Raw genomic sequence first — 18,904 nt, forward strand, 5'->3', positions numbered from 1 at the left:
GTAGCAGTGGCGGTCAGGGAGCGGTGAGGAACTCCAGCGCGTCCGCCGTGGCGGCCAGCTCCTGGAGGTGGTAGCCGTGCCGCATCCCGGGGTACACGCGCAGCCGGGCACCGGCGATCGCGGCGTGCAGGATCCCCGCGTTCTCGGCCGGGCACATGTGGTCCTGTGCGCCGTGCAGCACCAGGGTCGGTGCGGCGATCCACGGCAGCGCCGCCCAGGCGTCGTGGTCGGTGCTCGCGGCGAAGTGCGCGCGCTGCGCGGGCAGCGAACGGGGCTGCGCGATGATCGCCTCGGCCGCGCCGGGGTTCGCCGCGAGCCAGTCCGGGGTGAAGAACAGTTCGAGGAGCGCGCGACGGTCGGAGCGGACCAGGATGCGGAGCACCTCACTGGGCCGGGGCACACCGTGGGCGTCGCCGACGGTGGTCGCGCCCAGGATCAGGCGGCGGACCCGGTCGGGGTGGTCGGCGGCGAGCCACTGGGCCGCGCGGCCGCCCATCGAGAAGCCGTACACGTCCACCGCGTCGCCGAGGGCGCCGTCCGCGCGTGCCGCGTCGAGCACTGCCAGGGCGTCCGCCGCGCAGTCGCGGGTGCTCCAGCCGCGGGGGAAGACGTCGTCGCTGGCGCCGATGCCGCGATGGTCGAAGGTGATCACGGGCCCGGCGGCGCGGAAGTCCTCCACGACGGGAGCCCACGACGATCCGGCGAGCGCCTGCCCGGCGAGCAACAGCACACCGGGGCCCGTCGCGCCGGGCGCCGCGGGGTGCACCGTGTAAGCGAGCCGGGCACCGTCCGGGAGGGTCGCGTGGGGCATGGCGGCAAGCCTAGGACGTCACACCGACAGGACGCAGCTCACACCACGAGGTGAGGCTTGGCTAGAATCTCGTCCCATGTCTGTTCACATCTTCTACGGTTCCTCGACCGGCACCGCCGAGGGCGCCGCGAACGCCATGTTCGACGTGTTCGCCAAGGCCGGCTCCGTCGAGCTGCACGACATGATGGACGGCGAGATCGACGCACTGGATCCCGCGGACTTCCACGTCTTCTCGTGCGCCACGTACGGCGAGGGCGAGCTGCCCGCCGGTTCCACCGAGTTCTTCGAGGACCTGCTCGAGGCCGCGCCCGATCTCACGGGTCTGCGGTTCGCCGTCTTCGGGCTGGGCGACACGATCTACGTCGACACCTACAACGCCGGCGGAAAGACGATCGTCAAGCATCTCACCGGCCTGGGCGCCGTCCAGGTGGGCGAGCGCTTCGAGCACGACAACTCCGGCACTGACGATGTGGACGAGAAGGCCGTGGAGTGGGCCGAGGCGATCGTCGGCCAGATCTGACGCCGTCCCCCTGACAGACGAGCGCCGCCGCGGAGTGATCCGCGGCGGCGTTCTTTCGTATCGGGTGGTGCTATTGCGGCACGGTCAGCGTGGGCGCTGTGGTATTCACGCCCGCACAGGCCTCGCACACCGAGGCGGGGATACGCCGCGCCGCTGCAGAGCGCCGAAGACGATGCAGCCGAGGCACACGCCGGCCGCCGATTCGAGCAGGGCGGCCACCACGAGGAGGCCGAGCACGATCTGGGCCGCGAGGTGGTTCCCGGTCACGAACAGCACCAGCGCCGTGGTCGAGAACACCAGGCCGATGGTCTGCGCGAACCGCTTGGGCGGACCGGGCACGAGCTTGGCCGGGCCGATCCGCGGCGCGATGACGTGCACCGAGAGCCGGCCGAACGGCGAGTAGCGGGGACCGCCCGCGACGCGCAACGCGAAACCGATCGCGAGGGCGGCGTAGAGCCACCACTGCCCGGCGACGATCGTCACGATCGCGAGCAGCACGACCAGCGCCGCGGTGACGCGGGCCGCGTACTCGTTGACCGGGTTCGGGAAGGAGAACAGACCACTCACGCCGCTGAGACTAACCGCGCGCGACGCCCCGTCCCAGGGTTGCGCTCGCCCTGATTCTCACTCCGTGTCTCAGGCCGGGTCCTCGCCGGCGGCGAGGCGCAGCAGCAGCGGCACGGCGTCGCGCAGCAGCGCCGCCTCATCGGCGGTGAGCTGCGCGCCCCCGGTCTGCACGAGCCAGGCGTCCTGCGCGGCGTCGCGGGCGTGCAGTGCGGCCCGTCCGCGTTCGGTGAGGGCGACGGGCCGCCGTCGCCCGTCGGAGCCGTCGGCGTCGTCCTGCAGGAAGCCGCGGCGGCGCAGGTCGGCCACCGCGACGGACACGTTCGAGCGCTTCATGTCGAGCCGGTCGCCGATCGCCGTCGGGAAGGCCTCCGGTCCCAGCGCCTCGACGGTGGCGAGCACGAACAGCTCGGAGCCGCGCAGCCCCGCGGCGGGCAACCGCCGGAGTCGTTCCTCCAGCAGGCCCACCGCGAGGCGCAGCGCCTCTGCGTCGCCGGGCTTCATCGTCGCGCTACCGCGCGTCGACGGTGTCCGCGGCCGTCGCGGCCGGTTCGACCGTCGCGGGCGTGGGGGCCGGTCCGGCGGCGTCGCCGTCGAGCAGCTTCGACAGGTCGATGCCCTGTGCGCGCAGGGCGGCGACGATCGACGCGATCGACTGGGCCGACAGCCCGAGCAGGCCTCCGGTGGCGTCGTTCTGCCCGCCGCCGATGATGTTGATGGAATCGATCGCCGCGGTGGCCTCGGACTGGGACCGCACCGCGCCCTCGATGGTGGCGAGCACCTGGGGCACGAGCAGCAGGCGTGCCGCGTCCGCGTTGTACTGGTTGAACGCCTCGGCCTGTGCCTGCTTACCGGCCGCGTCGGCGCGCAGCTCGGCTTCGAGCGCCTCAGCCGCGACCTTGCGGGCCGTCGCCTTGGACTCGCCCTCGAGGCGGATCGACTCGGCCTGCACCTCGGCCTGAGCGAGCTTGCCGGCCGCGTCGGCGCGGAGCTCCGCCTCAACGGCAGCGGCGGCCGACTTGCGGGCGTCCGCCGCCGACTCGCCGTCCAGGCGGGTCGAGTTCGCGCGGGCCTCGGCGGTGAGGATCGCGGACTGGCGCTCACCCTCGGCGCGGGTGATCGCGGCCTGCCGCTGCGCCTCGGCGGGCGCGATCACGTCGGCCTCGAGCGCCGCCTCGGCCTGCGCGCGACGCTTGCGCTCGACCTCGGTGCGGGCCTCGATGCGCGCGGCCTCGGCCTCCTCGAGCGCGATGCCGACGTTCTTCTCCGCCTTCGCCTTGGCGAGCGGGCCCGCCTGGTCGGCCTCGGCGTTCTCCGCCTCGGTCTGGGCACGCAACTGGGCGATGCGCACGTCGCGGCCCTGCTGGGCCTCGGCGATCGCGGTCTCGGCCTCGGTCTGCGCGATCTCGCCGGCGCGACGGGCGTCGGCGGAGCGGATCAGCGAGTCCCGCTCGGCCTCGGCCTTACCGATGTCGGCGTCGCGCTTGACCTCGGCGATGCGCTTCTGGCCGAGCGATTCGAGGTACCCGTTGCGGTCCTCGATACCGGCGATCTTGAGGATGTCGACTTCCATGCCGATGCGCGCGAGGTCGCCGCCGGCCTCCTCCACCACGCCGCGCGCCAGGGCCTCGCGGTTGCTGTTGAGGTGCTCGACGGTCATGGTCGCGGCGATGCCGCGCAGGCTGCCGGCCAGGATCTCGTTGATCTGGTTCTCCAGCTCCGCCATGTTGGCGGTGAGGAAGCGCTGCGCCGCGGTGCGGGTCATCTCGTCGGTGGTGCCGATGCGCACCAGGCCGACGGCCTGCAGTTCGACGGGCACACCGTCGATGCTGCGGGCGTTGCTCAGCGCGATGCGCACCTCGAACGGGCGCAGCGGCATGTAGTCGACGCGCTCGAGCCCCGGCACCTTGAACCGGGCGCCGCCGCGCACCACCTTCATCTCGCCGCGGCCGGTGAAGATGGCGACCTGGTCCGGCGGGGACTTGATGTAGTTGTGGAAGAAGATCCACAGCGCCAACAGGATCACGATCACCGCGGCACCGGCCGCGAGCAGGATCGATACGGTCATGACGTTCCTCCCTATTCCTCTTTCGATGGTTCTGCGGCGCGCCGGCGAGGGCGCGCGTGCGTCAGTCCCGGGTGTCCAGCGGCTGCACGACGAGCCGGTCGCCCTCGACGTCGACGATGAGCACCTGCTCACCGTCGCGGGCCGCGGCCCCGGGATCGACGAGGATCGCGGTGGTCACGGCGCGCACGGACTCGGAATCGACGTAGCTGACCTGCCCCCACCCGCCGGCGGGGATGTCCATGCTGAGCTCGCCGATGGTGCCGACCGCGGCCCGCAGCCCGGCGACGGTGCCGGTCTGCGCGCGACGCATGGCGCGCAGCACCACCATGAGCAGGGTGTACGCAGCGACGCCGGACACCGCGGCGGCGCCGACCACGGCGGGCATCGGCAGCGAAGTCCCCACCGACAGCGGCCAGCCGACGACTCCGAAGACGCCGACCGCGGCTGCCAGTGCGGGCGCGCTGAGCCAGGGCAGCCCGGCGTCGGCGCTGCCGACCTCGACTCCCCCGATCTCGAAGTCCCCCAGGATCAGTGACGCGATCAGGACCAGGATCCCGATGACGGCACACACTGCGAAAACGGTCACCACGGGCGCCTCCTCTGCGCTCGGATCTCCCAATTGCAGTATAGCAAACATTGCGTACGAGCCATGCAGGAGTCCGCCCCGAGCGAATCACTTAGTTATGCGAATACAATTGTCGCATGGCGACCCCCGTCCCGAGCCCCGGTCCTCGACACCGCGGCCTCGTCCTCGTGGCCTGCAGCCTGAGCCTGCTGATCTCGTCGATGGACGTGACCATCGTCAACGTCGCCCTCCCGGCGATCGGTCGGCAGATGCAGGCCTCGGTCACCCACCTGCAGTGGGTCGTCGACGTCTACACCCTCACGCTGGCGAGCCTGCTCGTGCTCTCCGGCGCCACCGCGGACCGGTTGGGCCGGCGCCGCGTCTTCCGGATCGGCCTGACGGTCTTCGCGGCGGGTTCGCTGCTGTGCAGCATCGCGCCGACGATCGACGTGCTCATCGGCGCACGCGCGATCCAGGCTCTCGGCGGCTCGATGCTCACCCCGGTGGCGCTGTCGATCGTCACCGCCGTGTTCACCGAACCCTCCGAACGCGCCCGCGCCATCGGCGTGTGGGGCGCGGTGGTGGGCGTCTCGACCGCCATCGGGCCGCTGGTGGGCGGTCTGCTCATCGACGCGCTCGGATGGCGGTCGGTGTTCTGGGTGAACCTGCCGGTCTGCGCCGTCGCCCTGGCTCTGACCTACGCGGTGGTGCCCGAGTCGAAGGCGTCGAGGCCCCGCAGCATCGACCCACTCGGCCAGGTCCTGGCCATCGCGGTCATGTTCACCGCCGTGTTCGGCCTGATCGAGCGCGCCCCGCTGATGCTCCTGCTGTCCGCGGCGACGCTGGTGGCGTTCCTCGCCCACGAGCGGCGTCACCCCTCGCCCTTCATCGATCTGCGCTTCTTCCGCAGCATCCCGTTCTCGGCGGCGACACTCACCGCGGTGTGCGCGTTCGCGGGCTTCGGCGCCTTCCTGTTCACGATGTCGCTGTACCTGCAGACCGTCCGGCACTTCACCGCCGTGCAGACGGGCCTGATGTTCCTGCCGATGGCGGTGTGCGTCCTGCTCGCCTCGCCCGTCTCGGGTCGATGGGTCGCCCGGTTCGGCCCGCGCCCGTCGCTCCTCGGCGCGGGCGCGCTGATGACGGCTGCGGCCACGGCCCTGACCACGGTGGACGCGCACACCCCGGTACCCGAACTGGGCGTCGTCTTCGCCGCCTTCGGCATCGGCTTCGGTCTGGTCAACGCGCCGATCACCAACTCCGCCGTGAGCGGGATGCCGCTCGATCGGACCGGTGCGGCCGCAGCGGTCGCGAGCACCAGCCGGCAACTGGGGATCAGTCTGGGGGTGGCACTGTGCGGCCTCGTCGCCGGCGACGCGCTGTGGTGGGCGGTCGCGGCGTTCGCGGCGGTCGTCATCGCACTGGCGCTCGTGTCGACGGGCGCCCGCGCCGAGCGCTCCCGCGCGCGGATCGCGCCGCTGCTCGAGGCGCAGGAGCCCGCCGATGCCCGGTGAGCACCCCGACGAGGTGTGGAGCCTGCTCGTGCGCGCCGTGATCGACAGCCGCTCGGACTGGCGCCGCGCGGTCGCCGAGCGCACGGGCCTGCCGTTCAGCCGGCTGCGCGTCCTGCGGCGACTCGACCGGTTCGGCCCGCTCACCCTCAAGCAACTGGCCGCGGCCGCAGACATCGATCCGCCCGCCGCCACCGTCGCGGTCAACGACCTCGTCGATCGCGGGTACGTGCGGCGCACCGTCGCGCTCGAGGACCGGCGGGCGAAGGTCGTCACGATCACCGACAGCGGGCGCGCGAGAGTCAGGGCGATGCTGGCCGTCGAGGATCCCGCACCGGCGGCGATCCGGTCACTGCCCCCGCGGGAGCTCGCCCGGTTGGCCGATCTCGCGCGGGCCCTGGGCGGGTAGCTGCACCACCGGCTCGTGCGCCACGTCGAGCGGCTCCTGCGCCGGCGCCGCGGGGCCGGGATGCGCGGCCGGGACGGGCGCACCGTCGTCCGACGGTGCCGGCACGCCCTGTTCGACGGTGCCCACGGTCACCCTGCGGGTGCGGCGCATCGCGAAGGTGACCTCCTCGACCTCTTCGTAGGACTGCGTCACCGTGCGGGTCCCGCCGCCGGGCAGCACCCGCGCGACGATGGGCGGCACCAGGGGTCGCACGAAACCGGCGAGGGTGCGCGCCGCCTCGTCGAGGACCGGCGGGACGAACGGGTTCGGCGTGCGCTCGGGCGGCCGCGGCGCCGGGACCGCGGGCGCGGTATCGGCGGCGACGGCCGGCAGGTGCGGGATGTTCTCGTCGGGCACGGTCGCCTCCTCGGCGGGCTCGGGCGATGCGTCGGGCACGGTCGGGACGGCCACCACCGGGATCGGCCCCGTCGGCGTCTCGTCCGCGGCGGGCTGGCCGGCGGCCGCGAGGCTGGCCGCCTCCGCCGCCGCGGCGATGGGCAGGAAGTCGTCGTCGGCGCGCGCGGACGGTACCGGCGTCACGTACCGGCGGGCGGTGACGGCCACCGGCTCGAATCCCGCGGCCTCCAGGGCGGCGGCCCCTGCCGCCGCACCGCCGAGCGCGGGTGCCGCGGGCGCCTGCTCTGCGAGGGCGAGTTCGACCCGTCGTTCCTGGGTACGGCGGTCGATCGCGAGCTGCGCGGCTGCGGCGAGTCGCTCGCTCTCGAGGTCGCGCCGGTCCCGGATGTCGCGTACGGTCTCGCCCCGCCAGCGCCGTACGAGCAGCGGCAGCAGTGCGAGGAGGACGCACACCAGGTCGATCGCGAGGCGCAGCGCCGCGGCGGGCAGCGAGTGGGCGGTCACGGCGCCCATCGCCACCCAGCGTGCGCCGATCCCGTCGTCGGCCGCGGCGGCCGCATCCCGCGTCGCGCGCAGCTCGGAGCGCGCCGTCGTGACCCGCGCGTCGAGCCCCGGAGCGCGCGCGGCCCGCGCCGCCGTCGCGCGGTCCAGATCGGTCTGCGCAGCCGCGAGTCGCTGGTTGGCGGTGCGGGTCTCGGGGCCCTGCCCGGGGACGCCGGTGATCGACGTCTGCGGGCAGGCGGGGCCCGGCCGGTACTCGCAGCGCGCGACCACGAGGGCGCGGTCGCGCCGGGAAGAGGCCTCCGCGACGGTGCTGTCGAGCGCGGCCCGGTCGGCGCGGGCGGCGTCGAGATCGGCCTGGGCGGCGCGCACCGCGGGCGTGGACGCGGCGGCACGGTCGGCGTCCGCCCGGAGCCGGTCGGTGATCGGCCCACTCAGCGCGAGCATCGAGACGAGCTCCCCGACGACCAGCCCGGCGAGGGCCACCACCAGGACGCGGCCCACCCACGGCGCCCGGCGGCCCGGGCCTGCGGCGAGGAGCGCGATCGCACCCGCGACGAAAGCGGCGACCAGCGCGGACACCAGGACCGTCGTCATGCCGCCTCCCTCGCTGCGATAGAACTACGTCGATCTTCTCTCACAGCAGAATCGCAGGCCGCGCCCGATTCCGCCGAATCCTGTGGCCGCTTTCACACCGCGAAGTACCTAGCGCGAGCGAGTAGTTCTACGCATCCGTCCGTACCGCCGTCACGCCAGGCTAGGACCATGACCACATCGACTCCGGCAGCCAAGCCGACCACCGCGTTCTTCGTCCAGTCCGCCATCGCCTTCGGCGTGTCCTCGGGCGCGCTGCTCATCGGCGCGTTCTACCTGCCCATGGACCCGTGGCAGCGGGGCTTCATGATCGTCGGCACGCTCTTCCTCATCACCAGCTGCTTCAACCTCGCCAAGGTCGTGCGCGACCAGCAGGAGTCCAACAGCATCCGCGTCCGCGTCGACGAGGCCCGGATCGACAAGTTGATGGCCGAGCACGATCCCCTACGCAGCGTCGTGTGACGCGCAGGACGCCCGTACCCGAATCCGCCCCGGCACCCGGGCAACCGCCGATGATGGAGCCATGACCTCCACGATGCGCGCGCAGCGATTCCACGCCGAGACGAAGACCATCACCGTCGAGGACGTGCCGATCCCCGAGCCCGGCCCCGGTGAGGTGCTGGTGAAGGTCGCGTTCTGCGGCATCTGCCACTCGGACCTCAGCCTGATCAACGGCACGTTCCCGGCGACGCTGCCGGAGGTCACCCAGGGCCATGAGGCATCGGGAACCATCGCGAAGCTGGGGCCCGGGGTCACCGGATGGGCCGAGGGCGACCGGGTGATCGTCGCCGCCGGCCGGCCGTGCACCACGTGCCCGAACTGCCGGCGCGGTGCCCTCGCCGATTGCACTCAGGTCCAGATCATGGCGTTCGCCTACGACGGCGCGTGGGCGGAGTACACCGTCGCCCAGGCGTCCGGGCTGACGCGCGTCCCGGACAACGTCCCCCTCGAGCAGGCGGCGATCCTCGCCGACGCGGTCTCGACCCCGTACGGCGCCGTGGTGCGGACCGGAAAGGTCGGCGTCGGGGAGTCCGTCGGCGTGTGGGGCCTGGGCGGGGTCGGCACGCACGTGGTGCAGTTGGCCCGGCTCGTCGGCGCGGCTCCGATCATCGCGGTCGACATCAACCCGGAGGTGCTGGAGCGCGCCCTGGAACTCGGCGCCGACCACGCCTTCGACTCGCGCGACGAGGAGCTCGGCGCGAAGATCGCGGCCGCGACCGGCGGGCGCGGCCTCGACGTCGCGTTCGATGCCGTCGGCCTCAAGGCGACCTTCGAGCAGGCGCTCGGACAGCTCACCGTCGGCGGGCGCCTGATCTCCGTCGGGATGAGCGATCAGGAACCGACCGTCGGATCGACGACGATGCTCGGGCTGACCAAGAAGCAGGTGCTCGGCCACCTCGGATACAAGAACGCCGACATCGAGACCCTCGCGACCCTGGTGTCCCTGGGGCGGCTCGACCTGTCCCGGTCGATCAGCGGGATCGTGCCACTGGAGGACATCGCGGAGGGAGTCGAGCGGCTCGAACGCCACGAGGGCAACCCGATCCGCCTGCTCGTCCAGCCCTAGAGCGTCGCGGCGAGGTCGTCGCGGAGGGAATCGAGTGCGGGCGTGGCGCGCGGCGTCATCGCGCGCCACGCGTCGAGGATTCGCAGGCTCTGGTCCGCGTGACGGACGAAGTGGTTGCCGGCGAACTTCGGGAAGTCGAAGGGCGCCGTCCGGCAGAGCCGCCGCAGCACCGCACGGACCACGACCGGGGGCGGCGCGAAGGCCGGTAGCCCGACATCGGCGCGCATCGCCTCCGCCATCGCGCGACCGGGACGGCGCAGCCGACGCAGGAACGTCGGCCAGTCGCCGCCGACGATCGCCAGCTCGGCCGCGTACGGGACCATGAGCACGCCCACGGCGGCCGCGGCCTTCGCGGGCGCCCGCCCGATGACGGTCGGATACTCCGCGGCGAGGCGCTTGGGCAGGTCCCGCGGCGACCCCTCCACCGCGACCGCGGACAGGGCGGGGGTCAGCGGCGGCACCCAGTACTCGGCGCGGGTCTCGATTCCCCGGGAGGTCGCGAAGGACAGCAGCCCCGGCGCCAGCGTGACGACATCGGCCTCGGGGAAGGCCCGCTGGGCGATCGCCGCATCGCCGATGACGGGGCTCGTGACGCCGACGACCGTCGGGCGGGCCGCGATCAGCGCGCTCACGGTCGCATCGTCGAGCTCCCCGGGCGCGGACGTCAGGATCACCAGGTCGACGGTGCCCGGCCCGACGTCCGCGTAGCGCACCACCGGGACGTGCTGCACGTCGCCACCCGGGCCGACGGCGGTGAGGACGGCGCCGTCCCTCCGGGAGGCGGCGCGCACGTCGGCGCCGGTGCCCGCGAGCAGTGCCCCCGCCGCCGCGGCCACCGCCCCGGCACCCTGGATCAGGACCCGCCTGCTCTCGCTCATACCCCAGTCATACCCCGGCGTCGCCCCGCAGGCCGCTCGCCCGCAACACCTGACGCTCGACTCCCGCCCGCAACGCCTCCTCACCGCCGACGAGCCGCACCCGCTGCCGGGCCCGAGTGATCGCGGTGTAGAGCAACTCCCGGGTCAGCAGCCGCGAGTCGGCGGGCGGGATCACCACGGACACGGCCTCGTACTGACTGCCCTGGCTGCGGTGGATCGTCATCGCGTACACGGTGCGCACGGCGACGAGCTGATTCGGGTACAGGAGGGCGACATCGCCGCCGCGGGCGAAGGCGGCCCGCAGGTCGGCGGGGTCGCCCTCGTGCGCGATCACGACGCCGACGTCGCCGTTGTAGACCTTGGTGTCGTAGTCGTTGGCGGTCACCAACAGCGGCTGGCCCGCGTACCAGCCGAAACCGCCGCCGCGCACGCCCGCCCACTCCTCGGCGAGCTGCGCCCACCGGGTCACGCCCGACGGCCCCTCCGAGTGCGCGCACAGCACCCGGTGCTGCTGCACCCCGGTGGCGGCGTCGGCGGCGAGGCCCCGCTGCGCGGCACCGACGGTGACGGCGCTCGCCCGCTCCACGTCGGCGCGCAGGCCCGCGAGATCGTCGGGTTCGCACCACTCGATGGCGCCGTCGCCGCCCGCACGGGCCAGCTCGACCACCCGGTCCGCATCGCCGCGACGGACCGCGTCCGCGAGCTCTCCGAGCGCACCCGCGAACCGGCGCCCGCGCCGCAGCCGGACGACCCCGCGGGCGGCGTCCGCCAGCTCTCCGGCCTGGAGCGGCTCCTCGTTCTCGCCCGCACGCTCGGCCTCGTCCGCGAGCAGCGCCTCGAGCTGGGGCGACGGTGCGGTGGTCACCCCGCGCGCGACGAGATCGCCGAGCACCGCGCCCGCGTCGACCGACGCGAGCTGATCCGGATCACCCACGAGGATCAGCCGCGCCTCGGGCCGCAGTGCTTCCAACAGCCGGCACATGATGGTCAGCGAGACCATCGAGGTCTCGTCGACGACGACCACGTCGTAGGGCAGGTGGTTGCCGGTGTCGTGCCGGAACCGGCTGGCGTTGCCCGGCTTGAAGCCCAGCATGCGGTGAATGGTCTGCGCGGGGATCTCCCGCGGAAGGCCCAGCGCCGCGCCCTGGGTCCGGACCTCGCCCGCGAGCTGCGCCGCCGCGCGGCCGGTGGGCGCGGCCAGTCCGACGCGCAGGTCGGGACCGTGCTGGTCGAAGAGCAGCGCCAGGATCCGGGCCACCGTGTAGGTCTTTCCCGTGCCCGGCCCGCCGGCGAGCACCGTCGTCTGGCCGAGCACCGACGCCGCGGCCGCGAGCCGCTGCCGGTCCGGCCCGGGCTCGGGGAACCGGTCGAGCAGGCCCTGGCGCAGCCGCGCGGCGTCCACGCCGGGCGCGGCACCGGCACGGGCGTCCAGGATGTCGCGGACCGTCTCCTCCTGCCGGTGGTAGCGGTCCAGATAGAGCAGCTCGTCGCCGACCAGCCGCAGCGGGCGCAGCGGGCCCGACGCGGCGCCCACCACGAGCGGGCTGCGGCGCAGGCCCGCCAGAACGGCGTCGTGCTCGGGCCACGGCAGCGCGGCCACGTCGATCTCGGCCTCCCCGTCGACCGCGACGTCGCGCAGCCGGGACAGTTCGAGGCACACCGAGCCGAGCCGCACGGCGCGGGTGGCGAGCGCCGTCGCGAGCAGCACCGCCTCGTCGGACTCGCCGCCCAGCCGGCCCACCGTGGCCGCGACGTGCACATCGGCGGGACCGAGCACGCCCGCCTCGGCGAAGGTCTCGAGCAGGGTCTTCTCGGGGCTGCTCACGCGCCACCTCCCGCCAGCGCCTCGGACACCGCCACGACCAGTGCCGCCGGTGGGTGCCATTCGAAGACGCCCGCGCCGGGCGGGCTGTCCGGGCCGATCATCGCGCGCACGAAGTGGTACTGCACCACGCCGAGGTGCGTGGCCGGCGCGTACCCGGGCACGCGCCAGGACAGGAATCGGTGCAGCGCCACCGAGTACAGCAGCGCCTGCAGCACGTAGTGCGAGGAGATCATCTCCCGCGCCATCGCCTCGGCCGTGTAGTCGGCGGTCGTGAGATCGCCCCGGGCGAGCCGGTTCGTCTTGTAGTCGACCACCGTGAACCGCGGGCCGTCGGGGGTCGCGATCCGTAGCACGGAGTCGATGCTGCCGGTGAGGTAGCCGCGCAGCGCGGCACCCGGTACCTCGCGCAGCCGCTCCGCGTACGGCGCGAGCGGATCGTCGGCCGGGAGGTGCTCGTCGAGCAGGTCGGCGATCGCGGCGAGGGTCGCGGCGCGGGTGCCCTCGTCCTCCGCCAGGGGCAGCTCGAAGTCCAGCTCGGCGAGGTGGTCGGCCGGCGCGATCCCGGCGAGGGTCAGATGGGCGAGCGGGCCGGTGCCGAGCGGTGTGTGCAGCACCGCGACGAGCGCGGCGGCCACCTCCGCCGGATCGTCGGGGGTGGCACCGTACTCGGCGGCCTCGCGGCAGCGTTCGAGCACCTCCGCGGCGAGATCCGGTGCGCCCGTGTCGACGTGCTCGAGGATCTCGTGCACCAGGGTGCCGAAGACCGCGCCGCCCGACAGCCCGTTCATCAGCGACGACGGTGCGCCGTCCGCCGCGGCCGGCGCGGTCATCGGCTCCTCGTCCGGCTCGTCGTCGGTGATCGGTTCCTCCGGCTCGCTGCCGGGGTCGGGGGTGACCTCGGCCGGGCCGTGGGCCGCGTCGGCGACGAGCGCGGAGTAGCTGGTGCGCCGCCAGGTGGGGTCGATGCGGCGGTGGGCTCGGCCCAGTTCGAGTGCCGGATAGGTGCGGTCCTGCGGCCGCCACTGCTCCGGCGTGGCCTCGGCGAGGCCGACGTGCTCGATCGACACCGAGGCCTCGATCGGCGCGGCCCACTCCTGCAGTCTCGGTGCGACATCGGCGTCCCGCGGGATCGGCGCGCGGTCGGCGGGGATGCGTCCTCCCCCGACCTCGGAGAACAGCAGTCTGTGCAGCGGCGAGCTGCGCGTGGTGGTGCCGGGCGCCCACCACAGCACCAGCCGCGACTGGGCGCGGGTGGCACCGACGTAGAACAGGCGCAGCTCCTCGCCCGCCGCCTCCTTCTGCGAGAGCGCGTACCGCTCGGCGTAGCCCGGCGCGTACTCGCCGCCCACGTCGATCAGCCGCTCTCCCTGCTCGTCGTGGAAGACGAAGGTCTTCTTGCCGCCGAAGGAGCCGTCGTCCCATCCGAACGGGAGGTAGACGACGGGGAACTGCAGCCCCTTGCTGGCGTGCACCGTCATCAGCTGGACCGCGGCGGTGTCGGTCGCGAGCCGGCGCGCGGGATCGGCGGTGCCGCCGAGGCCGGGATCGGCGATGCGGTCGGCGAGCCAGCGCGTGGCGGCGGCCAGGCCCAGCCCCAGGGTGACGGTGGCGTGCTGCACGAGCTCGGCGACGTGCCGCAGGTCGGTGAGCACCCGCTCCCCACCGACGCGCCCGAGGAGCCGCTCGTCGAACCGGGACCGGGTGGCGAGGGCGTCGAACATCGCCGCGAAGCCCGCACGCGCGAAGATCCCCGCCAGCGTGCGCAGCCGGCCGCTGATCGCGGAGACCAGTTCGTCACCGCGCTCGTCCAGGTCGCGGGCGGTGAACTCGAAGAGCGGGGTGAGCGCGGCGAGCCGGGCGCGGTCGCTGCGGCCCGGGTTCTCCAGAGCCTGCAGCACGCGCAGCCAATCGACCGCGGCGGCGGTGCTGAACACGCTCGCGCCGCCCGCCGCGACGGCCGGCACCCCGTGCTCCTGGAGCAGCGACTGCAGCTCCGCGACGTGGGCGTTCTTGCGGACCAGGACGGCGATGTCGCCGGGACGCAACGCCCGCCGCTCGCCGCTCGCCGTCTCCAGTTGCTCGCCCGAGAGCAGGGTGCGGGTGATGTCGGCCGCCGTGTCGCGCAGCACCGCGGGCCGCACGTTGCGCACGTAGGGCGTCCCCGACTGGGTCTTGGGACCGAGCCCGTTCGAACCGAGATGCCGTAGCCGCAGCGGCGCACCGTCGCTGAGCCGGGAGGTGCGCCGGTGCGCCTCGACGGGACCCGCGACGATGAGGGGATCCCCCAGGGCGACATCGCCGTACAGGTGTTGCAACGCGTCGACCAGCGGGGCGTCGGAGCGGTGGTTGACGGTGAGCGCCTGGTGCCGGTCCGCGGTGGTGGCGGCGCTGAGGTAGCTGTAGACCTCCGCGCCGCGGAAGGCGTAGATCGCCTGCTTCGGGTCGCCGACCAGCACCAACGTGCAGGTGCCGTGGAAGGCGGCGTGCAGGATGTCCCACTGCACCGGATCGGTGTCCTGGAACTCGTCCACCAGGACCACCGAGTACAGCGCCTGCAACCGGGACCGCGCGCTGCGCCCGTGCTGGGGATCGGTGAGCGCGTCGCGCAGCAGGCCCTGCAGGTCGTCGTAGTCGCGCAGCCTGCCCATCCGCTTGCGGCGGTCGACCTCACGGCGCACGGCGCGCGCGTATTCGACCCGCAGTTCCGTCTCCGATCCGGGCTCCGCCTCGGCGGGCGTGATCGCGGCCCGCGGGTTCGCGACCACGGTGCGCGCGTAGATCAGGGCGTCCGCGAGTGGGAACGGCGCCCGCTCGCGCCCCGCGAACATGCCCAGGTAGACGTCCTCGGCGACCTCCTGGACCAGATCGTCGACGTCCTCGACGAAAACGGCGCCGGGTTCCAGGTCCCCCGCCAACCCCAGCGCGTCGAGCATCCGCTGACAGAAGCCGTGGGTGGTGGTGATGGTCGCGGCGTCGAAGTCCGACAGCGCGGTGACCAGGCGCCGGTGCCGCGCGGCCACCTCGTCGGCCTCCCCCGCCGCCAGATGCCGGATCAGCTCGTCGTCCGAAGCGGCGGCAGCGGCCGGATCCCGCAGCGCCCGTTCCACCGACAGCAGCCGCGCGCGAGCGCGCTCGCGCAGCTCCTGGGTGGCGGCGCGGGAGAACGTGATGAGCAGCATCTCGCCGAGCTCGGCGACGCCCTCGGCGACGTAGCGCGCCAGCAGCCCGACGATGGCGTAGGTCTTGCCGGTGCCGGCGCTCGCCTCCAGCACCGTGGTGGTGGGACCGGCCGGCAGCGGGCCGGTCAACTCGAACGGGACCGCGCCCAGGACGGATTCGCGTGCGCTCATCAGCTCATCTCCTCGTGCGTGAGGATCGGTACCCACAGGCGCGCCGCGAAGGCCCCGAAGCGCGTACCGGCGCGGGAGAACTCCGCCTCGTCGCCCCGCGGCGGGACCAGCGCGTCGTCGAAGGCGTGCTCGCCCAACGCGTACCGGATCGACCGGTCCGTGCCGTCGCCGAAGTTCCCCTCGAAGTCCGTGCGCGCTGCCTCGAGCGCCTGGTGCGCCGGATCGCCGGCGATGCCGCGCTCGACGTAGAGCGCGGACGCCGACGGGAACAGGGGCAGCGGCTCGCGCAGCCCGCGATCTCGCAGGTCGACCACGGTCCGCAGGAGCGCTGCGGGCTCGGGCGGCACGCGCAACCGGGAGGTGAGCACGCCGCGGAACCGGGCCCGGCCCACGGCCACCGCGCCGCTCGCGTCGTGGCCACCCGCGGCCAGAGCCAGCAGCGCGATCCACGCCGCGACGCGGTGTTTGGGCGCCAGGCGCGAGAACGAGGTGCGCACCACCCCGTCGGGCCGGACGGCCGGCACCGAGCCGACGAGCCGCCGGCCGTCCCCCACATCGACGGCGACGTCCACGGTGGTGGCGGTACCGGTCATCAGCGGCCCGGCGACGCGGGCGAGCTCGGCGACGGTGGCGCCGATGTCGGCCAGCACCGTGGAGCCGAGGGCGAACGGCGGCAGGGTGCCGCGACGCACCTCGGCGGCGGCGAACTTCTCCGGCGGCACCCCGGCCAGCGCGGAGGCGAGCATCCGCTCCCCGATGTCCCACTTCTGCAGCCCGTCCGGGGCGATGGTCAGGGCCTCGGCGAGCTCGTCGTCCGCGTCGGGAACCGTGAAGCCGAGGCGCTGCCGCAGGAACGCCTTGACCGGATGCTCGCAGAATCGGACCAGCGCGTCGAGGTCGACGTCCTCGACCGCGGCGGCGAGCAGCGGCTTGGCGAGGAACGGCTCCGGCGGGGCGGGCTCGCCGAGCGCGGCGACCGCGCCCGCGTAAGCCGCGGGATCGAAGGAGAAGGGCACGCGCCCGCCGAACGCGGCGGGGTCGAAGTTCACCGGGTCGAAGGGCTGCAGCGGGTGCCGGAACTCGAGGCCGGCGGCGTCCGGCTCGATGAGCAGCGCCTGGGCGGCGTCGCGCAGTTCGGAGGCGGGCACCGCGGGCGGGCGCCGGGTTCCCTTCACCGGGTCCGCACCGGTGTAGAACACCAGCAGCCGGTCGGTCGCGCTGGTCACGGCGTCGAGGAAGAGTTCACGGTCCTCGGCGCGCGGATCCCGCTCACCCACGCAGGGCGTGCGGCCGAGCACGTCGTCGCCCGAGTAGCGGGTCGAACGCGGGAACACCTCGTCGTCGAGCCCGAGCAGCACCACGACCCGGTGCGGCACCGAGCGCATCGGCACCAGGGTGCACACCGTCAGCTCACCCGTGCGGAAGTTCGCGCGGGTGGGTTTCGCCGCCAGGCGCGTGCCGAGCATCGCGCGGACCTCGGTGAGGGTGAGGTCCCGGTCGGCGCCGTCGCGCAGCGCCGCGGTGATCTCGCGCCCCGCCTGGGTGACCTGCCAGGAGTCCGCCGCCGGCACGGCGCCCACCTCACCGACCAGCTCCTGCAGGGACGCCGCCCACGCGCGGGCCGACCGTCTGCCGCGGCTCTCCGCGCTCGCGCGGGTGAGCACCGCCAGAAACTCGGCGAACCGGCCGACGAGATCGATGTCGGTGGAGTCGACGTCGTCGAGCGGTAGACCGAGACCGAGCCACTCGCCCTGCGCCTCGTCGGCGACCACACCGAGCACGATCCGGTCCAGTGCTGTGGCCAGCGTGTTCTGCGGGAAGCCGCCGAGCCCGTAGCGCTCGCGCCCGGTGGCGTCGAGGCCCCAGCGGGCGCCGGAGGGACCGGCCCACGCGCGGAGCCGCTCGATCTCGGCGTCCCCGAACCGGTACCGGCGGCGCACGGGCTCAGTGGCCGCCAGGTCGAGCACCTGCGCGATCGTGGCCCGGCCGTCGGCGATCTCGAGAACGGTGACCAGTGCGTCGAGCAGCGGATTGGTGAACCGCAGCGCCCGGTCCGCCAGGCGCACCCGCAGCCGCTGCCCGGGGTGCACGGCCTCCTCCCCGCCGCCAGGGCCGCCCTCCGGCCCGGCGACCGCCTGCCCGAAGGCGGAGCGGATGAGCGGGGCGTAGGTCTCGATGTCCGGGCAGGAGACCAGCACGTCCCGGGGCTGCAGCGTGGGATCGTCCTCGAAGAGCCGCACCAGTCGCTCGCGCAGCACCTCGATCATGCGGGCCGGGCCGTGGCAGGCGTGGAACTCGAGCGAACCGTCGGGGGCGTGCGCCGCGACCGGCGGGCGGTCCTGCGCCAGCGCGCTCTGCAGTGCGCCGAGCAGGGTGGCCGGGCGCGGCGGCGACGGGTGGTGCAGGTCGGCGTGGGCGAGCGGCGCGACGAGCTGTTGCAGCTCCCGTGCCTCGTGCCCGAGGGAGGCCAGCAGCGGGTTGCGCGCCGGCGCGCCGACGGAGCGCGGCACCGGACCCGCGGGCGCGGCGGGCGACCCGCCCGATGAAGCGGACCAGAGTGCGGGGCTGGGGTGCGGGAGCCACAGGTGCACCTCGCGGCCGGCGGCGAGTGCCGCGAGCACCGCCCGCTGATCGCACGGGAGCCGGGTGGGGCCGTAGACGGACAGGCGTTCGGGCAGGGCGACGAGACCCGGCTCGTCCCGCAGCCGCGCGCACGCGTCCTCGAGCCGTTCGGCGGGGCTGGGGACGCCCGCGAGGTCGCGGACGCGGCGGAAGAGCTCGGCCTGCCAGCGCAAGTCCTCCGGCAGCTGCGCGCCCAGCCCGTCGCTGTCGTCGCCGGCGGCCCACGCGGCGAGCATGCCCGGCCGGTTCGCGCCGTACGAGCGCAGCAGGCCCGCCAGCAGCTCCGCCGTGGGGTACCTGCGGCGCGGCCGGTGGCCGGGCTGATCGGTCCACCCGCCGGGGCGCACCACGCCCAGGTGGCGGGCCAGCACGGCGCCGCCCGGCTCGAAGGCCATCGCGTCGATCGCCGCGAGCACGAGCCACGCCAGCCGCTCACCGCGCCACGGGTCCTCGTCGGGCGCGATCCCCGACGCGGCGCCCACCGCATCGGCCACGAGGGCGGCGGGCGTGGGGAACTCGATGTTCGCCGCGATGCCCAGCCGCGAGGCCAGTCCCTGGACGATCCACCGCTCGACGCCGCGCGCGGGGACGGCGATCAGCTCCGGGACGAACGGATCGGCACCGGGCACGGCCAGCACCTCGGCGAGCGCGTCCAACAGGACGTCGCCGCGGTCGGAGCGGTGCACGGTGAGCATGGGCGCAGTTCTAACACGGGGCACCGAC

At 74.0% G+C, this 18,904-nt stretch carries 14 protein-coding genes and 1 pseudogene; 5 read left to right on the forward strand and 10 right to left on the reverse strand.

What is annotated here, in order from left to right; all coding sequences use genetic code 11:
* Window positions 1-13: 13 nt before the first annotated feature.
* The gene (locus BLQ62_RS12755) at window positions 14-811 is read right to left on the reverse strand and encodes an alpha/beta fold hydrolase (RefSeq protein ID WP_068567551.1); all 798 of its coding nucleotides are present in this window, start codon (window positions 809-811) and stop codon (window positions 14-16) included.
* A gap of 76 nt (window positions 812-887) precedes the next feature.
* Between BLQ62_RS12755 and BLQ62_RS12760 the strand changes: the two genes are divergently transcribed.
* Window positions 888-1,331 carry a flavodoxin domain-containing protein gene (locus BLQ62_RS12760; protein WP_068536016.1) on the forward strand — a complete coding sequence of 148 codons (444 nt, stop codon included), beginning with the start codon at window positions 888-890 and terminating at the stop codon, window positions 1,329-1,331.
* A 70-nt stretch (window positions 1,332-1,401) separates the two neighbouring features.
* Here the strand turns inward: BLQ62_RS12760 and BLQ62_RS12765 are convergent.
* From BLQ62_RS12765 to BLQ62_RS12780, 4 genes and pseudogenes are all read right to left on the reverse strand, one after another.
* Window positions 1,402-1,898, reverse strand: a pseudogene (locus tag BLQ62_RS12765) (DUF4395 domain-containing protein).
* A gap of 69 nt (window positions 1,899-1,967) precedes the next feature.
* Window positions 1,968-2,399, reverse strand: coding sequence for a MarR family winged helix-turn-helix transcriptional regulator (locus BLQ62_RS12770; RefSeq protein WP_068536020.1), 432 nt, complete (start codon window positions 2,397-2,399; stop codon window positions 1,968-1,970).
* Window positions 2,400-2,406: 7 nt separating this feature from the next.
* Window positions 2,407-3,963 carry a flotillin family protein gene (locus BLQ62_RS12775; protein ID WP_068536022.1) on the reverse strand — a complete coding sequence of 519 codons (1,557 nt, stop codon included), beginning with the start codon at window positions 3,961-3,963 and terminating at the stop codon, window positions 2,407-2,409.
* 61 nt (window positions 3,964-4,024) lie between these two features.
* Window positions 4,025-4,549 carry an NfeD family membrane protein gene (locus tag BLQ62_RS12780; RefSeq protein WP_160126315.1) on the reverse strand — a complete coding sequence of 175 codons (525 nt, stop codon included), beginning with the start codon at window positions 4,547-4,549 and terminating at the stop codon, window positions 4,025-4,027.
* A gap of 116 nt (window positions 4,550-4,665) precedes the next feature.
* Between BLQ62_RS12780 and BLQ62_RS12785 the strand changes: the two genes are divergently transcribed.
* Both BLQ62_RS12785 and BLQ62_RS12790 read left to right on the forward strand, forming a co-directional pair.
* A complete protein-coding gene (locus tag BLQ62_RS12785; protein WP_068567554.1) occupies window positions 4,666-6,042 on the forward strand; it encodes an MFS transporter in 1,377 nt (458 codons plus the stop codon).
* Window positions 6,032-6,448 carry a MarR family winged helix-turn-helix transcriptional regulator gene (locus BLQ62_RS12790; protein WP_068536028.1) on the forward strand — a complete coding sequence of 139 codons (417 nt, stop codon included), beginning with the start codon at window positions 6,032-6,034 and terminating at the stop codon, window positions 6,446-6,448. The genes BLQ62_RS12785 and BLQ62_RS12790 overlap by 11 nt, the downstream gene beginning before the upstream one ends.
* Here the strand turns inward: BLQ62_RS12790 and BLQ62_RS12795 are convergent.
* Complete coding sequence (locus BLQ62_RS12795; protein WP_068567556.1) at window positions 6,389-7,942, reverse strand: DUF4407 domain-containing protein; 1,554 nt, start codon at window positions 7,940-7,942, stop codon at window positions 6,389-6,391. The two genes, BLQ62_RS12790 and BLQ62_RS12795, sit on opposite strands and share 60 nt — an antisense overlap.
* A 168-nt stretch (window positions 7,943-8,110) precedes the next feature.
* Here BLQ62_RS12795 and BLQ62_RS12800 point away from each other — a divergent pair, with 168 nt between their 5' ends.
* Together BLQ62_RS12800 and BLQ62_RS12805 are read left to right on the forward strand one after the other, a co-directional pair.
* Window positions 8,111-8,401, forward strand: coding sequence for a YiaA/YiaB family inner membrane protein (locus BLQ62_RS12800; protein ID WP_068536032.1), 291 nt, complete (start codon window positions 8,111-8,113; stop codon window positions 8,399-8,401).
* A 61-nt stretch (window positions 8,402-8,462) separates the two neighbouring features.
* Entirely contained in the window at window positions 8,463-9,506 is a 1,044-nt protein-coding gene (locus BLQ62_RS12805; RefSeq protein WP_068567559.1) for a zinc-binding dehydrogenase, read from the forward strand.
* Here BLQ62_RS12805 and BLQ62_RS12810 read toward each other — a convergent pair.
* The 4 genes from BLQ62_RS12810 to recC are packed head-to-tail and all read right to left on the reverse strand — an operon-like array spanning window position 9,503 to window position 18,876.
* A complete protein-coding gene (locus BLQ62_RS12810) occupies window positions 9,503-10,384 on the reverse strand; it encodes a hypothetical protein (protein ID WP_068567564.1) in 882 nt (293 codons plus the stop codon). The two genes, BLQ62_RS12805 and BLQ62_RS12810, sit on opposite strands and share 4 nt — an antisense overlap.
* A 7-nt stretch (window positions 10,385-10,391) precedes the next feature.
* On the reverse strand, window positions 10,392-12,269 hold the full coding sequence (gene recD, locus BLQ62_RS12815; RefSeq protein WP_068567566.1) for an exodeoxyribonuclease V subunit alpha: 1,878 nt from the start codon (window positions 12,267-12,269) through the stop codon (window positions 10,392-10,394).
* Window positions 12,206-15,559 carry a UvrD-helicase domain-containing protein gene (locus BLQ62_RS12820; RefSeq protein WP_068567568.1) on the reverse strand — a complete coding sequence of 1,118 codons (3,354 nt, stop codon included), beginning with the start codon at window positions 15,557-15,559 and terminating at the stop codon, window positions 12,206-12,208. The genes recD and BLQ62_RS12820 overlap by 64 nt, the downstream gene beginning before the upstream one ends.
* On the reverse strand, window positions 15,559-18,876 hold the full coding sequence (recC, locus tag BLQ62_RS12825; protein ID WP_068567570.1) for an exodeoxyribonuclease V subunit gamma: 3,318 nt from the start codon (window positions 18,874-18,876) through the stop codon (window positions 15,559-15,561). The genes BLQ62_RS12820 and recC overlap by 1 nt, the downstream gene beginning before the upstream one ends.
* Window positions 18,877-18,904 lie beyond the last annotated feature (28 nt).

Origin of the sequence: Tsukamurella pulmonis, from assembly GCF_900103175.1 — a bacterium.
GTDB classification, from domain to species: domain Bacteria; phylum Actinomycetota; class Actinomycetes; order Mycobacteriales; family Mycobacteriaceae; genus Tsukamurella; species Tsukamurella pulmonis.

Coding starts and splice junctions, on each gene's coding strand:
- BLQ62_RS12755 (WP_068567551.1), bottom strand. CDS start 811: ATGCCCCACGCGACCCTCCCGGACGGTGCCCGGCTCGCTTACACGGTG.
- BLQ62_RS12760 (WP_068536016.1), top strand. CDS start 888: ATGTCTGTTCACATCTTCTACGGTTCCTCGACCGGCACCGCCGAGGGC.
- BLQ62_RS12770 (WP_068536020.1), bottom strand. CDS start 2,399: ATGAAGCCCGGCGACGCAGAGGCGCTGCGCCTCGCGGTGGGCCTGCTG.
- BLQ62_RS12775 (WP_068536022.1), bottom strand. CDS start 3,963: ATGACCGTATCGATCCTGCTCGCGGCCGGTGCCGCGGTGATCGTGATC.
- BLQ62_RS12785 (WP_068567554.1), top strand. CDS start 4,666: ATGGCGACCCCCGTCCCGAGCCCCGGTCCTCGACACCGCGGCCTCGTC.
- BLQ62_RS12790 (WP_068536028.1), top strand. CDS start 6,032: ATGCCCGGTGAGCACCCCGACGAGGTGTGGAGCCTGCTCGTGCGCGCC.
- BLQ62_RS12795 (WP_068567556.1), bottom strand. CDS start 7,942: ATGACGACGGTCCTGGTGTCCGCGCTGGTCGCCGCTTTCGTCGCGGGT.
- BLQ62_RS12800 (WP_068536032.1), top strand. CDS start 8,111: ATGACCACATCGACTCCGGCAGCCAAGCCGACCACCGCGTTCTTCGTC.
- BLQ62_RS12805 (WP_068567559.1), top strand. CDS start 8,463: ATGACCTCCACGATGCGCGCGCAGCGATTCCACGCCGAGACGAAGACC.
- BLQ62_RS12810 (WP_068567564.1), bottom strand. CDS start 10,384: ATGAGCGAGAGCAGGCGGGTCCTGATCCAGGGTGCCGGGGCGGTGGCC.
- recD (WP_068567566.1), bottom strand. CDS start 12,269: ATGGCACCCACCGGCGGCACTGGTCGTGGCGGTGTCCGAGGCGCTGGC.
- BLQ62_RS12820 (WP_068567568.1), bottom strand. CDS start 15,559: ATGAGCGCACGCGAATCCGTCCTGGGCGCGGTCCCGTTCGAGTTGACC.
- recC (WP_068567570.1), bottom strand. CDS start 18,876: ATGCTCACCGTGCACCGCTCCGACCGCGGCGACGTCCTGTTGGACGCG.